The following is a 15,359-nucleotide window of genomic DNA, read 5'->3' on the forward strand; positions in this document are numbered from 1 at the left end:
TAAGTCCCTTGTTTACACGCCATTCCATATCCGTAACCGGATCTATGCCGACCAGCTCACGAACACTCTTATAATTCAGGTGAAGATAGGCATCGTTGCTAAATCCCTCCTCATAAGGATTTAGGATCTGCTTTGTGCTGCCCCTTTTAAAGAGCTGGTTACAGGGCTTGCAGGCAGGAACCAGGTTATACATCGACATTGAAAAGAGCTCAAACTTGCTCTTAGGTCGAATGTGGTCAAGATCCCCTAGATATCTGCTATCTCCAAAATAATAGATATACTGCTGATTACAATATGGGCAGACTCTTATACCAAGTCGTTTTACGTACTCGGCTCTGATTGAGCTCTTGCCCTTCTTCCCTGTGCCTGTGTCTTCATCTAGAAAATCATAATTGATGATCTTGCTAAGATCCTTATTTACCTTATCGAACTCTTTAGAAACAGATGAAATAAACTCTTCCATGTTTTTATTGTATTGGCAAATTACTGAGTCTGGGTCAGGGCAAGGGTAATGAAATTGATTTTTCATCACGTCTATGAAGTTGTTGCCTTTATATTTATTCAGGTATTCTTCTCTTTCTCTCTGATACTCTGCTACGCACTTATGATGAGCATAGCCACGGACTTGATAGAGTTCCTTCAAGTATTCATGCAGATCGCTGAACTCACTGACAAAACATGCCACCTCATAATAAGCCTTTGCCCAAGTGTGCTTTTCTATCAGGCCACTTATCGGCATTGTCAAAAGGTCTCTTATGGCATGATCATCAAGTTGTGTGATGATTTTGTGCGCATATATACTGGTAATGTCCGAACTGTAATTTACGATTTTATCCTTTATTATGTCCATTACCTGCTCGGCGTACCAATCTTCAATTTCAGCAGCATTCTTAATTTTAATCTTGATCATAGCCGTTCCTCATATAAAACCATTTTTTTGCCATCGTCAGTCTCTGCATAAGGCTATCTTTGATAAGGCCACCGCCCAGAATATCTATACGATTACTTAGATCCTTATATTCTTCATCAAAATCATCTTTGTCTATCTGCCATTTATCTATGTTTTCTTCAAGCTCATTTAATCTGGTAACTATGCCATCGGCGAAGCCCTCAGCAAACTTACCAAACAATGACTCTGTAAAGAAGCCATCAATGAGAATATCGTTTATTCCGCTTAAAAGACCATATTTCGGATTTGAAACTGTTAGATTTCCTTCATCATCCTTTCCCAAGCAGTAAATACTATCACTCTGTATGTCTGAAAGCATCAGCGGCGAATGTGTCGTTATTATTACTTGGAAGTTGATATCCTTATAACTATTATTCAGGAAGTAAGTGAGATTATCGATAAATGTCCTGCTCCATTCCGGGTGGAAGGACATATCTGGTTCGTCTAATAGGAGGATGCAGGTCTGTTCCCCGGGATTAGCCGGGTTAGCTGCCATACTCGTCCTTGTCTGCAAAGCTCCATGAATTGAGGCGAAAACATTGATGAAATTTGCTTCTCCCGAGCTCATATTGGAGAAGGTTACCTCTAGGATGGATTTATCACTAAACGAAACCTCTATCCTCCCCCTCCTATCAAAAATTTGCATGAGTCCATCAAGTTTGCCAGGCTCTAGTTCACTAATTGGTATAGAAATCGTCTCTCCTCTCACATAATATCTATTTGGGATATTCTCAAGTTCTTTTACTATATCTAAAACCACTCTTATATATTCACTTTTTTCATAGTATTTTAATTCCTCTAACAGGTAATTTTTGCGAGAATTATATGTATCTTTTTCTTCAGATGTCTTATCGTATGGAGTAGTTTTTGCATATTCGTTGACGTCAGACTCCTCCATTTGATCAATGTCATACAAGTATGAATAAACTATAGTCTCTAGAAAGGCGATAATAAAGCGTTGCTTAACAATGTCACTATCATAACTTCCCAAATACAATGCACCTTGTAAAGCCCTGACATTTCTTCCATAAATCCTTTTTGCTACTAATTCGTATTTATCTATTGTATTTTCAGTTTCTTCATTATAGTTATTTTTATTAAGCAACTCAGTAACATACGCAAGCCGTATATCAATTTCCGTTCCGGGTTTAGAACCCATCTTAGCTGAAAAATTGGCATCGCGATATGAATCTACAAGATACTTTGTAACTGATTCATAACTACTTGCATTACAACTAAACCTACGAAATAAATATTCACGTGAAATATCATAATTATCTTTAGGAGTGTAATCATTAAACCAATTAACTCCTGTATTATTCTGAAAATAAACATAAAATAGCTTTTCAATATTAAAACGCGAATCCTTCAGCTTGTTGATAGGCTTGAACTCAAGTATCTTGCTATTTTCAAAATCATATCGGATCATTATACAATCAGCAGGCTTAAACTCTGGTTCATTGTATACAAAATTTTTCAAAAATGAAAACCAGTATCCCTCAATAGCAAATGTATCATCGTATAAATGATAAATAGCGACCCATATATTTGCATCTATTCCTTGTAAGACATTTTGCTTGTTATTATAATAACTGAAATATTGAATCCGATCTCTTTCAGGCAACCCCAAAAGCCTCATTATAGTAGACTTACCAATGCCATTCTTGCCAACCAGAACATTAATGTCTTGGATATTATCTCCATAAATATTGATTCTGTTTGGATTGTTTTTCTTTTCTATCTTTAAATCACGGTGCTTGCTATCATATGTGACCTCATAGTTCTTACTGAAGTTTATTCCGGTTTTGTCGATGCACATTCCCAAATGCTCGACATATAAATATACTAGTTCCATACATCCCCCAATTTACAGTTTTCTATAACAGTTATAACATCTTTCTGACCTGGAGCGAAGTCCAGCTTTTTTACGAATCATAGATAATTATACTATTCAAAGTAATTATATATAATAAGAAATTCACTGTTTTTTGTATTAAATCGATTTAAGTTAAGTCCAAAACAAAAATGCCAGCGACCATAAATAATTACGGTTACTGGCATTTTCATTGTTACGTGCGTATTTGTATATCTAGAGTAACAACTGCAAAATTCTCCCCACTAATTTTTTATTCATTAACAAGTGTAGTTATTAGATCCTTTAAAGAAAGTTGATTAGTAAACAGCTGCGCAATAATAATGATTTGAGTTACATGCCTTTCAATGACTGTATCCCCCAGTCATTTGGCTTTACAGGAAATTTCTGCTGTTTGCGATCCGGTGTATTATGATAAGTACTATTATTCATAATTTTTTCACAGAACCCTCTAATCAGAGGATTCTGCTAATCACCTCCTCGAAGAATTCCATAAATACTGCGGAATTGAAAACATAGTCGAAGAATATCTTTAGTAAGTAATTACAGAGAGCACGAAAAACAAATAATGCGAAAACCAGGCAAAGCTTACGCATCTTGTTTACAAAGGGATTGCGCATAAACCCTTTAAATGCTTTCTTAATCCTAACCCAAGTACTCTCGACGCCATTTTTGGAGATGATTGATTCTAATAGTCTATTCTTCATAAGACACCACTTTCCATTAGTGGCTACGAGAATTTTCACTTGTCAATGTTCATTTATCTCTACAATTATTTTAATTTTATTAGTATATGTTTTCAAGCTTTTAACAGCTACCTTTTTTCACAAAAATGATGCCCTATTTTTATGAAATATTTGATAGCCTCCTCATCACCCCACATCCATCTTATTAGTCTTCTTCAGATACTTAGCCGGTATAGGATTATCCATCCTCCACACTATGCTCATGGGCTTGCTTCCGGTATGGCTCAGGTAATTGGCTGTGCCGAGGAATGAGTATGGGGCTGTGCCGACACTGTCTTTTTGAATTCTCTGACGAATAGTAGTACTCTGCTGCCTTCTTTCGCATGGGCTATATCTTTTGCCAGTGACAGATGTTTCCGATGTTGTGCTCTAAATAATCGTACCAGGTTCAATAAACACAGTGATAAGCAGTAAAAGAATATCTATAGCCTTTAGTTGAATGAGGGTCACATTTATGACTATCGTGTTTGCTCGCCTGGTACCAATTAACCTTTGTGTTGTTCTGTCCTTTTCTACTCATTTTATCTCCAATCTCTTATTTCTCGCATAAGTGCGCATTAAAAAAAGTCCTACTGAGCTTTATCACTCAATAGGACTTGTAGGTTTAGATATATTAGTTTTCCTGTGACTTTATGTGTTTTTTGATTATTTCCTTGACCCGGTCAATCTTACCGTCCTCAAGTAATTCTAGTAGCAATTCCATAAGCATTGAAAATTCTTCACGTGTCATATTCTCATTCTCCATACAACCACCACCTTTCGATGGTTCGAGTATATCATGCCTAAAAGCCCTATTCAACAATATAAGTTGAACCTTGCTACGATTTATCCTCTAGACCTTACCTAGGTTTTTTACTACTTACAAAGGTGGTATCTGCTTGGATACACTACCTGTCCTTACTTAAGGCATTGACAGTCTCGTCGTTAGGTGTCACTCCACCTATACGGTTGAACGAGGGTCACATTTGTGACTATCGTGTTTGTTGAACTCCTCATTCATAACTTAATCACATTGATACCAGGTTATTATCTCCTCTAATGGAGGAATGCGATCCAATATCAAATCCACAAAATTACAATAAACATCTATATCTTCAAGAAACTCCCCAGCAGTTCCAATATCTCTAAAATTAAAGGAATGTATAGCATTTCTATATCCCTGAATCTTATCCACCCATTTATACATTGGATCCATAGTGCTATCCCAAAGAATCCCTGTGCTGAAATTCTTAATTCCTTCAAGCATCATTTCATTAGGCTCAACGATTATTGTTTATTTATTAGTTATCACTTATTTCGGAATATAAATAAAAATACCTGCAACCTTTGGTGAAGCTTAAGCCACCTTAGTTGCAGGTATTCCTATTCTAATGATCTCATTACATCCTACGTGAAGCGAAGGCCACTTGGACTACATGATCATCCTGTTTGTAAGACAATGTACCGGTTATCCCTCGGCATTTATATTCACAATATATTTGCTGTTGACTTTCTTTCGTTGTCTTATCTTGAGTTAATAATATCAAAGCATTTATCACAGAAGTGTCACACATGTTCTAAAATATTATATTTGTTCTTATTTATGCCATTTCACCATCTCGTGCTTCCATAAATCCTGCCTCTTCTACCTTTTCACGTATGTCACAACTATTCTCATATGTAGTCATTCCAAAGTGTGATAGATATAGTCTGGCACCTGCCTTTAGCATATTCTGATGCAGCATAGCTTTTTTTAGAAGTGAATTCATAGCAAGGCTATTATGACCAGCGATTCGATAATCTGCGCTGTTTTCGCCAACAGTACCGTCTAAGACCATTCCATCAAAGCAAGTGCTTCTTAATATGTCCCATGTCTTAGTTGTGAACCATCCTCCATCCAAGCCATAAAACCATGTTTCAGTTCCATCGCTAATAATATAATGGCTTCCGCGTTCCCCCTTTGGAGCATAATGGTTAGCTTCAAGATTCTGCCAAGAAAGGCCGCTTGCATTTATTATCTGCCATCTTCTCATTGGACACAGTACAACTTGTCTTAAATGGTTATTGCTTAATGCATGACCATGAATACTATCTCTGCATAGATCAAGATTATTTTTAGCTCCAGTATGAAAATACAGTCTAATCTTCTTCCTGGTAAGGCTAAGAAGATGACCAAGTTCATCTGTGCTCCAATGATCTTCATGAGTATGTGTCAGAAAGATTGCTTCAATATTTCCAAAGTCTATATCAGGTATAGTTTTTAAATATTCGACTATACCAGGGCCTATATCAATCAACACTTTTCCATTAACGAGCATACTTGCATGATGTCTGTAAAAAGCTCCATCAACAGGCTCTTTATTAGGCCAATCGGCCGCACCTGTTCCCAAGAATCTAAGTTCCATTATCATTAATCTCCAAAATCTGTAGCCTTAGCATCTCCTTCATTTTCACAATGAATTTCAGGTGAAAGAAGCTCATCAAATAGCTGTTTGCCTATAAATTTTCTGGCCCACTCTACATACTTTTGTTCTTCATCAGTCCCCATAGCACGGATAACTTTATAAATAGGACGTTTTCTACCTGGTGAACCGTCAGCTTTAACCTCTCTTATTCCAAGATGCAAGCCAAACTCATGAGGATTATCAAGATATGCATGATGCGTCATCCATTGCACTTCAGACAGCTTTTTCATTTTTTGATATGCAAGCACATACGAAGCTGCGCACTGCTTTTCTACAAATCCTTTGGATCTAGCATTGAAACCTTGTTCTGAGAAGACAATATTTCTCTTTTTACCCTTATATAAGAATTCCTCCTGCCCTAAATATGCATCGAGAACTTCTATATTTTTAAAAGTAATAATTCTGGTATCAAAATAAAAAGTTGGAATTCTGTCGTTATAAAAATCCGGATAATTAAGTGCTTCAGGATAAGGATGATAAGCTACTCCCCACTCAAAATCACCCATTTCTTTGGCGTATTTATTTACAAAATCAAGGACATATTTACCGCCATAGCATCTGTTTGTATCAAATGGGCGGAATCCCTCAGTCCAATGATGATCAAGAGATATATAAATCTGAGCATATTCCCAGTACTCTCTTGCTACGTCAAAGGCTGCCTTTACAGCTTCTGTATATTCTTTAGTATAAACTTCTACAGGCTTAGAGCCAGCATTCCCCCAGACACATTGTGAATTAACTTCGTTCGAAATAATAAAGCCTGTTAGTCTTCCGTATTCTGCTTTATCACTCATATATCTATTGGATAAAAATGCTATAAAAGCTTCAAAATAGCCTTTTGATTCAGTACTCTTCATAGGAAAAGCACTAATAAATGCATCCTGTACATCCCATTCAAAGTCAGGGTGTATTACCTTTTTTAATAAAGCTTTCTCTTGTCTGCTATCAAAAAGCTTAGGTGCATTTAATAGAACTGCAGTACAGGCAATACCATATTTCCAATATGTCAGCAGCTGATCATCCACTTTTTTTACAGCTTCTTTGCAGAAATAATAATCCTTCCCTTTATATGGAAAAACAAAACAATCCTCATCTTTCTTTTCCATCATTAATGCAGGTAGATTAATATTTATGTGAGAATGCTCAATGCCAAGGATCTCGCAATCCTCATTGCAGCATCCAAGTGCTTTCCCTGTTACAAGTTTTTCTTTCTCGTGTTTATATTTCCCCATTTGAATACCTCGTTAATCCTCTTTTTCATATTTAAGGTAGATCTGATATGTTCCCTTTGTTAATGTAAGAGCTTCTCCCTTTTTCATTGGTTCTAATTTTTCTTTATTAAGTTTTACACTACTAGCATCCTTCGTTAATTCAAATTCTGCCTCAGTATCAAAAGGCACTTTTACTGTAAAGTGATACCAGCTCTTTTCTTTCTTCCAAGAACTAATAATCGTTCCCTTTGGAGATTCAAACTCAACTTTGCATGAATCAATACGTTCATCTGTATAAGGTCTTATCTTGAATTTCTCGAACCCCGGAGCATCCTCCAGTGGTTCAAGACCTCCCATATATCTGTAAATCCATTCAACTATAGAACCATAAGCATAATGATTTAAACTATTCATACCGGTGTCGCTGATTTTCCCATTAGGAAGAACAGAATTCCATCTCTCCCAGATTGTGGTAGCCCCCATATTTACTTCATATAACCACCCAGGATACTCCTCATTTAGCAGTAAAGTATAAGCTAGTTCTGGATGACCGATTTCTGTAAGAACAGGATTGAGAATTGGTGTACCTACAAATCCTGTTGTCAGATGATCTTTCTCGTCCTTTAGATTTTTTAAAAGTGCATCTATCTGACGTTTTCTAAATCCATCAGGAATAAGACCAAGCCATAATACTAAAACAAGTGCTGTCTGTGTCTGCTGAGCTAGTCTTCCTGTAGAAGTGTAGAACTCACGTATAAAAGCCTTCTTGATCTTGGTTGCAAGATTCGTATAACGCTTTTCATCATTAGTCTTTCCAAGAACTGCTGCAGCCTTAGCGGTAAGACTTACAGAATAATAGTAATAAGCGCTTGCAACAAAATATGGATCCGTTGCGCCATAGCTCTCTTTCTTTCTATAATTATCAAGTGCAAGCCAGTCAGCAAAGTGGAAGCCATCCATCCACAGATAACTGTTCCCACACTTCTCCTTATCAACCTTACGAACATGATCAACCCATGCTTTCATGTTGCCATACTGCTCCATAAGCATAGTCTTATCCCCATACATGTTATATAAAGTCCAAGGGATAATTGTACTTGCATCAGCCCAGGCGCATGATCCATGAGGTTTTTGATGTTCTGTATCATCCTTACCGAATTTAATATCATTGATCTGTCCCAGAATATCAGGTACTACATGAGGAACATTTCCACCAAGCGTATCTTGCTCCAGTTTCATATCAAAAAGGAATTTCCTGTAAAAAGCAGGAGTATACATATTAAAACTTGCAGTTTTACAAAATACCTGCGCATCTCCTGTCCATCCCATTCTCTCATCCCTCTGTGGACAATCGGTTGGAACATCAAGGAAATTACCCTTCTGTCCCCAAAGAGCATTGCTGATAAGCTTATTTACTTTCTCGTTTGAGGTTTCTATAGTGCCCGTCTTATCCATATCAGAGTGCAATACAACGCCCTTAAAATTATCCAGCTTTATTTTGGATATTCCTGTAACCTTCACATAACGGAACCCATAAAAGGTAAAATGAGGTCTTACCCATGTTTTAGTTCCATTAGAATAATAGTGATATTCCTGCTTGGCAGTTCTGAGGTTCTTATTGTAGAATTTTTTATTCTGAAGGATCTCACCAAACCAGAAACTTATCTTAGTTCCTTTTTTCTCTTCACATAAAAACTCAACCCATCCTGTCATTTCCTGGCCAAAATCTATTACTTTCTCTCCAGCAACAGTATCAATGACTTTTACCGGGCTTATCTGCTCTATGGCCCTTACAGGCAAGCTAAAGCGAGACTTTAAGAGTTTGCTATTTTCTTTATAAGTAACTGCATGTACAAATCCTTCTTCATTGCATTTAACAGTATTCCAGTCAGGGATTTCTTTTCTACTATCCCATATCTCTCCATCATAGATACTACTCTCAATAACCGGCGACTCTGCACACATCCAGCTTTCATCCGAAGGAATTATCTCTTTGCTGCCATCCTTATAGAATACATGTAATTCACAGATCATATGGCAGGTATCGCCATAAAGCTTGTCCATCTTGTCTATAAAACCAAATCTTCCCTTATACCAGCCATTGCCCAGCATAACGCCAAGGCAGTTATTGCCTTTTATAAGATTATCAGTTACATCATATGTCTGAACCTGAAGCCACAGATTATAGTCATTATAGTAAGGTGCAAGATACTCATCACCAATCTTATTACCATTTATATATGCTTCATATACGCCAAGTCCGCATATATATAGTCTTGCAGATACTGGTTTTCCTGACAGATTTATGCTTTTTCTGAGAAGAGGCTGGATTTTTTTATTAAATGGAGCTTTAATCCATTTGGCTTTTTTCATAGTAACAGAAGTTTCAAAATAAGCTATGTTACTTTCTCCACTATCGCCTTCATTATCAGAAGCCCAAACTTTCCAATAATATCGTGTCTGTTCCTGAAGTTTTATACCAGGATTAAAATCAAGCGAGGATATATCAGACCTTTCGCCGCTATCATATACAATATTGGAGAATTCCTTATCATAAGCAATCTTAACTCTTGCCTTGTCAACATAATTTCCTTTTGCTTTAGTAACTATCCATGATAAGCTGACTGACGGCATATAATAACCGATTGGATTTTCAATATGATTAGTTCTTAAACATTCTATATTCATCATCTCTCTCCTCTTATCCCTTTACTGCTCCTGCTGTCATACCTTCCATATACAAACGTGAAGTAAACATAAATAGTATAAATAACGGGATTGTTGCGATTACATAACCTGCAAACATCGTTCCAATCTCAGTTGTACCAACAGAACTAGTAAATACCTTAACCGCAACAGTAATAACCTGTTTGGAATTGGATTCTATAACCATCATAGGCCATATGAAATCGTTATAATAATCTACTAGTTTCATAACAGCTATAGTAGATAACATTGGCGTAGCAAGTGGTAACGCAATTCTTACAAGAGAATTGATCTCTCCGCAGCCCTCAATTTTAGCCGCTTCGAACAAATCTTTAGGAAGAGCTTCTATAGCATTTCTACACAGGATAATCCCGAGAACCTGACCACCTGATACCCATGGAAATATAAGAGCCCACCTTGTGTTATAAAGACCATATCTCTGAATGAGATTGTAATTAGGAGCCAGATACAAAATTCCAGGAATCATCATTAGTGCAAGTATTGCAAAATATATGAAATTCTTCCCCGGAAATTTCATTCTTGCAAAAACATATCCACTAAGTCCAGCCACTACAAGAGTAAGAGCTACTGCAACTGCTATTACGAATAGAGTATTCAGCATATTAACACTTAGCTTTTTAAATGCAATTGAATAGTTATCCCAGGCAATGCTTTTGGGGAGAGCAAAAAAGCTATTGTATATCTCCCAATTTGTTTTAAAAGACATTATCAGCATTACCATAACAGGCACAAATAACAATACCATTATAAGTAACATTACAATTTCAATTACAGATTGAAAGCTTAGCTCTTTTATAAATTTTTTACTAAAGATATTTTTCTTCATGGCATTACTCTCTTTCTTTAGTCAATCTATTACTAATAAGAGTCGCTGACATTGTAAATACAAATAGTATTACGCCAAGCGCACAGGCATATCCATATCTTCCAAACTGTGCTACATTCAGATACAACTCAAGAGCAGGAACATAAGTTGAAGTTCCCGGGCCTCCACCTGTAAGGATGAAGATACTGTTGAAATCCTGCATTGTACCTATTATTTGTAGTGTTACCATAATGCTTATCTGAGGACGTATAAGCGGAAGCTGAATCTTCCAGAATATATCTCTCTTTGAGGCACCGTCTATCATTGCTGATTCTTCTACATCGTGGCCGATATTCAACAATCCACCATAGTAGACAAGGAATGCCATAGCATGAACGAAAGGAAATCCCATGAAGATAACAGCCCATATTGCAGTGTGTGCATCTCCAAGCCATACACGTTTAAAACTATCCAGATGAACAAGTTCGAGAATCTCATTCAGAAGACCTATAGATGGATCATAGATCTTCTGCCAAGTCATCGCACTGATTACACCCGGAACAACTATAGGCAGTACAAATAAGAATCTATGAAGGTATTTTCTTCTGTCTCCTCGTATGTTATAAACCAGCCATGCTACAAGTAAAGGCATGGTAAGAACTTTTATAATGCCTGTTACCATCAGAAGGATTAAATTCTTCATACCTATGAGGAAATATCCTTCAGTAAACATTCTTCTAAAATTTTCCAGCCCCACATAATCTATCTGAGCAAGACTTGTATTGGTCTTGGACCAGTTAGTAAATGCCCTAATAAAGGCTGTTGCTATTCCTCTGTAATTAAAAAAGTATATCAAAAGAAGTGTTGGCATAAGCATTATATATGCCATTTTGTGTCTCCATATTTCTTTCAAAAGATGGAGAATATATCTTCTTGAGCCTTCAAATGTCATTACCAGCGAAACAAAGGTAATGCAAATAAATATTATGCCAAGAGTTTTAAGTAATGCTGCGATTTTTACATTGATATGGATATTAGCAAGATTTTCAACATGAATGAGCTTTATAATATCAGCAAGCCCCACCATATAGATTTCACCTTCTATATTAGTAAAGCCGGTAATTCTTGTGCTCATATCAGAAGTATATATCTGGCGATCCTGTCCGTTCATAATGAATAAATATCCTTCATTAGTACCGACAATAACGTATTTATTAGATTCATCTACACCAATTGTAGCAATTACAGCATTAACATTATTTGCAACTACACCGTGACGAATGATATTTAGATCTTCATCAAAGCCATAATAGGAACCATCTTTACAAACAGTCCACAGCATATCGCCTTGCCTGATCAATTGAAGCGCTGTGTAATTGGTCTCATAAACTGAAATAGCATCACCATTTTCCTTTAAATGTGATATTTCACCACGCTTATTAACAGTGAATAAAGTGTCATCATTTTTGGAATATTTAACGCCTGCTATACTAAAAGTATATTTAATATTCACAAGCTCATCGCCACTTTCAAGATCATAAACTAAAATATTAGCCTTACTACTACCGGTACTTGTTGCTACAGCAACTTTAGTGCCGCTATTATTAATATCTATAGCAACAACTCTTCTTTGAACATCAATTTTATTTACAGCAGATCCATCGCTTATGTTATAAACATAAATCGAACCATCCTCGTTACCGCCATAAATAAGACCTTTGTCCGCATTAAGTACAAGATCGCTAAAAGGTCCACCTGCTGTTACTCTCCAGATCTCCTGTCCTTCTTTAAAGACAACAAGCTGATTATCATGAGTACCTACAAATATTGTCTTTGTAGTCTCGTCATAAGTAATACATTTATTCTGATTGCCAGTCGAGAATGCAGCATTCTCGATACCTTCTGTCTTCTTGGTTGCGATTCGGAATCCTGATAATAGCCCAACAGTTACTATCAGAAATAATAATGTAATTATGCACCCCACCTTGTTAATCTTCATAGCTATTTACTCCTGTCCCTTTATCCCCGAATCGTTATTTTTAATAGAATCGACTGCCTTTGCAGACAGCCGATTCTTATTACTAAACTATTATTTACTCTCCAGTAGGCTCATTTGCAGGATTTTCAAGGTCTTTATCAGAAATACCTTTTTCTGCCATCGCATTTTCAAGGTTGTCCATAACATTGGTCTTATGTTCACTTGCCCACTCATCGATTGTAATAGTTCCTGTCAAATACTTATAGCTATAATCGTAGAAATTACGGAATGTCTCTGCACTTTCACCAATACCTCTTGCAAGAGTATTGTTAAATCCCTTCTGTGCATTTCCGATAAATGTAAGACCAGAAAATGCATTCTGGATTTCTTCAGGATATTCAACGCCATAAACAAGACTTGCACCTGAAGGACATGCACCTGCAGCAATTGCATTGTTGATATATATTGACATACCTTCTACAGATGAATAGAACATAAGGAAATCTACTACCTGATCATTGTGAGCCTGATCTTTAGAAACACAGCCAAGGAATCCATTTGCAACCTCAATTGTTCTAGCCTTAGCTTCAATTCCTTCACCTTCCATTGAAGGCATATTGAATGTTCCAAGTGTGAAAGCCTGCATATCATTGATAACATTACCAGCACTATCTTTAACTTCTTCACCAGCTTCAAGGGCTTTCATATCATTCATGAACATTGTGATGCCCCATCCACCATTAACCATCATAGCTGCCTTGCCCTGATAGAAAAGAGTCTTAGCGCCATCAGCATCTGTTCCGAACATTGCATCTCCACCTGCATATCCAGGTAAAACCTTTGCAAAATTCTGCCAAACAGTCTTCATACCTACTGAATCAGCTGCATATGTTCCATCCTTGATTGCTGCAAATGCTCTAACAGGATTCTGTGTTACTTTATCAGAGTCATCATTGAAGCAATCTGTTGGATCATATACGAAATAATCATCAATATCAGGATCATAACAATAATCACCTGGCTGAGCCTTAAATACTTCTATCATAGAACGTGTGGTCTGATCTGCGTAGATCTGAGCAAGCCATCCCATAGTTCCTGAATAAAAGCTGTCATAATCACCAGGCATTGCAATTGGCTGATATCCAGCATCTTGGATCTTCTGACATACATCAATCAATTCATCCCATGTTGTAGGAACAGATACACCAACTTCATCAAAAATATCCTGGTTGTATAGCCACAAAACCTGAACAGAATCCAAGCTCAGAGCATCAAAGGTGTTATCTGCCATGTTGATGACCTGCTTACCATATTCAAACTGCTCTTTCCATGTTCCATCTGAATAAGGGCTGTCATTATCAATATAGTCGTTATAATTAATAGATTTGCCTGTTTTTGCATCACCTGCAAGATTTATATTAACTATATCTACGGAAGTAGTATCTGTAGATGCAAATACATTCTGAACCCACTGATCATATCCATCTGAAGCCTTAAGATCCAAGACAACTTTTACATCCGGATGCATTTCCATATAAGCATCTGCAACAGCCTGCCAACCTTCTTCCACACCTGTTCCTGTCTGTATACTAACAGTAATAGTTGTTTCTGCAGAGTCTGCAGTAGCTGTTTCTGTAGGCTCTATAGTTGTAGCATCTGATGCGCCTTGTGCTACATCTGTTCCGTCAGATACGCTCTCTTGAACATTGCCTCCACACCCAACAACTGATGATATCAACATTGCTGATACCAACGACAGTGATAGTGCCTTAGACTTACTCCATTTCATAAGCTTCCTCCTTTTTTGATAAGAAAATAAATTTTAGCATTTCCCTCATAGGAAATGTTTATTTTCGCGATAAGAGTTACGCGGGTAACCGATAACTATTTATTTAGTGCCCATATATAGGGGCACTATAAAATCAGTAAATATTCAGTATTTTAAACATTCAATGAATTATTATCTGCTACGCTTTCTCTTTCTATATATTTAGAGGGTATTACTTTTTGAATAATTGGCTCACCTTTTATCGTCCTTATTAGATTGCACATCATGCTTCTTCCAAGTTCAAAGACCTGAGCATCAATTGTAGATATTGATGGTGTATAATACTTAGACGGCTGCGAATTATCACAACCAATTACAGATATATCTTTGGGAACTGTGTATCCGTTTCTATTAAGTTCACGTACAGCTCCAATTGCCATTAGGTCATTAACAGCCAGAATTGCTGTTGGCCTATCTTTCCTTTTTAATAATCTCTGAATTGCCTCCACTCCGGCAGCCTCATCGGTAGTCTGCCTGTCATTGGAATCAACAATAAAATCGGGATTTATATTAAGATTATAAAGCTGGCATGCTTTTCTAAAACAATCCCAACGAGGATGATCCTCAGAAAGTTTGAGACCGCTTAGAAATCCGATCTTAGTATGCCCGTGCCTTACCAAAGAATTAAAAGCTTCATTGATCCCCCTTTGATAGTCCACATCTACATGAAGGTCAGAAAATGTCACACAAGTTTTCAGATTCATCTTCTCCTGAATCTTCTTAGCTTCTACTGTGGTAACTATTATTCCATCAAGACCTCTCGATGCAAGACCAATAGTATCTTCCTGATCTGTAAAA

The 15,359-nt window shown here is 36.9% G+C and carries 10 protein-coding genes; all 10 read right to left on the reverse strand.

The features are described 5' to 3' along the window. Positions 1-910: HNH endonuclease (locus K6G87_RS06425; protein WP_296835095.1), on the reverse strand; the 910-nt coding region annotated here is incomplete at its 3' end. Beyond that, positions 897-2,804: an AAA family ATPase gene (locus K6G87_RS06430; protein ID WP_296835097.1), complete on the reverse strand. Its 1,908-nt coding sequence runs from the start codon at positions 2,802-2,804 to the stop codon at positions 897-899. The genes K6G87_RS06425 and K6G87_RS06430, both read right to left, overlap by 14 nt. Positions 2,805-4,571: 1,767 nt before the next feature. Then, positions 4,572-4,817, reverse strand: coding sequence for a hypothetical protein (locus K6G87_RS06440; RefSeq protein WP_296835098.1), 246 nt, complete (start codon positions 4,815-4,817; stop codon positions 4,572-4,574). 331 nt (positions 4,818-5,148) lie between these two features. Beyond that, positions 5,149-5,952, reverse strand: a complete 804-nt coding sequence (locus K6G87_RS06445) for an MBL fold metallo-hydrolase (protein WP_296835100.1) — start codon at positions 5,950-5,952, stop codon at positions 5,149-5,151. 5 nt (positions 5,953-5,957) lie between these two features. Beyond that, positions 5,958-7,244, reverse strand: a complete 1,287-nt coding sequence (locus tag K6G87_RS06450) for a DUF5722 domain-containing protein (RefSeq protein WP_296835103.1) — start codon at positions 7,242-7,244, stop codon at positions 5,958-5,960. A 12-nt stretch (positions 7,245-7,256) separates the two neighbouring features. Further along, the gene (locus K6G87_RS06455; protein WP_296835105.1) at positions 7,257-9,914 is read right to left on the reverse strand and encodes an alpha-L-rhamnosidase; all 2,658 of its coding nucleotides are present in this window, start codon (positions 9,912-9,914) and stop codon (positions 7,257-7,259) included. A gap of 10 nt (positions 9,915-9,924) precedes the next feature. Continuing rightward, positions 9,925-10,776 carry a carbohydrate ABC transporter permease gene (locus K6G87_RS06460; protein WP_296835107.1) on the reverse strand — a complete coding sequence of 284 codons (852 nt, stop codon included), beginning with the start codon at positions 10,774-10,776 and terminating at the stop codon, positions 9,925-9,927. A gap of 4 nt (positions 10,777-10,780) precedes the next feature. Next, entirely contained in the window at positions 10,781-12,754 is a 1,974-nt protein-coding gene (locus K6G87_RS06465; protein ID WP_296835109.1) for an ABC transporter permease subunit, read from the reverse strand. A gap of 94 nt (positions 12,755-12,848) precedes the next feature. Further along, a complete protein-coding gene (locus K6G87_RS06470; RefSeq protein ID WP_296835111.1) occupies positions 12,849-14,522 on the reverse strand; it encodes an ABC transporter substrate-binding protein in 1,674 nt (557 codons plus the stop codon). Positions 14,523-14,674: 152 nt separating this feature from the next. Beyond that, positions 14,675-15,359, reverse strand: a 685-nt coding sequence (locus K6G87_RS06475; protein ID WP_296835113.1) for a LacI family DNA-binding transcriptional regulator, incomplete at its 5' end; no start/stop codon positions are given.

The organism is Butyrivibrio sp., from assembly GCF_024699075.1.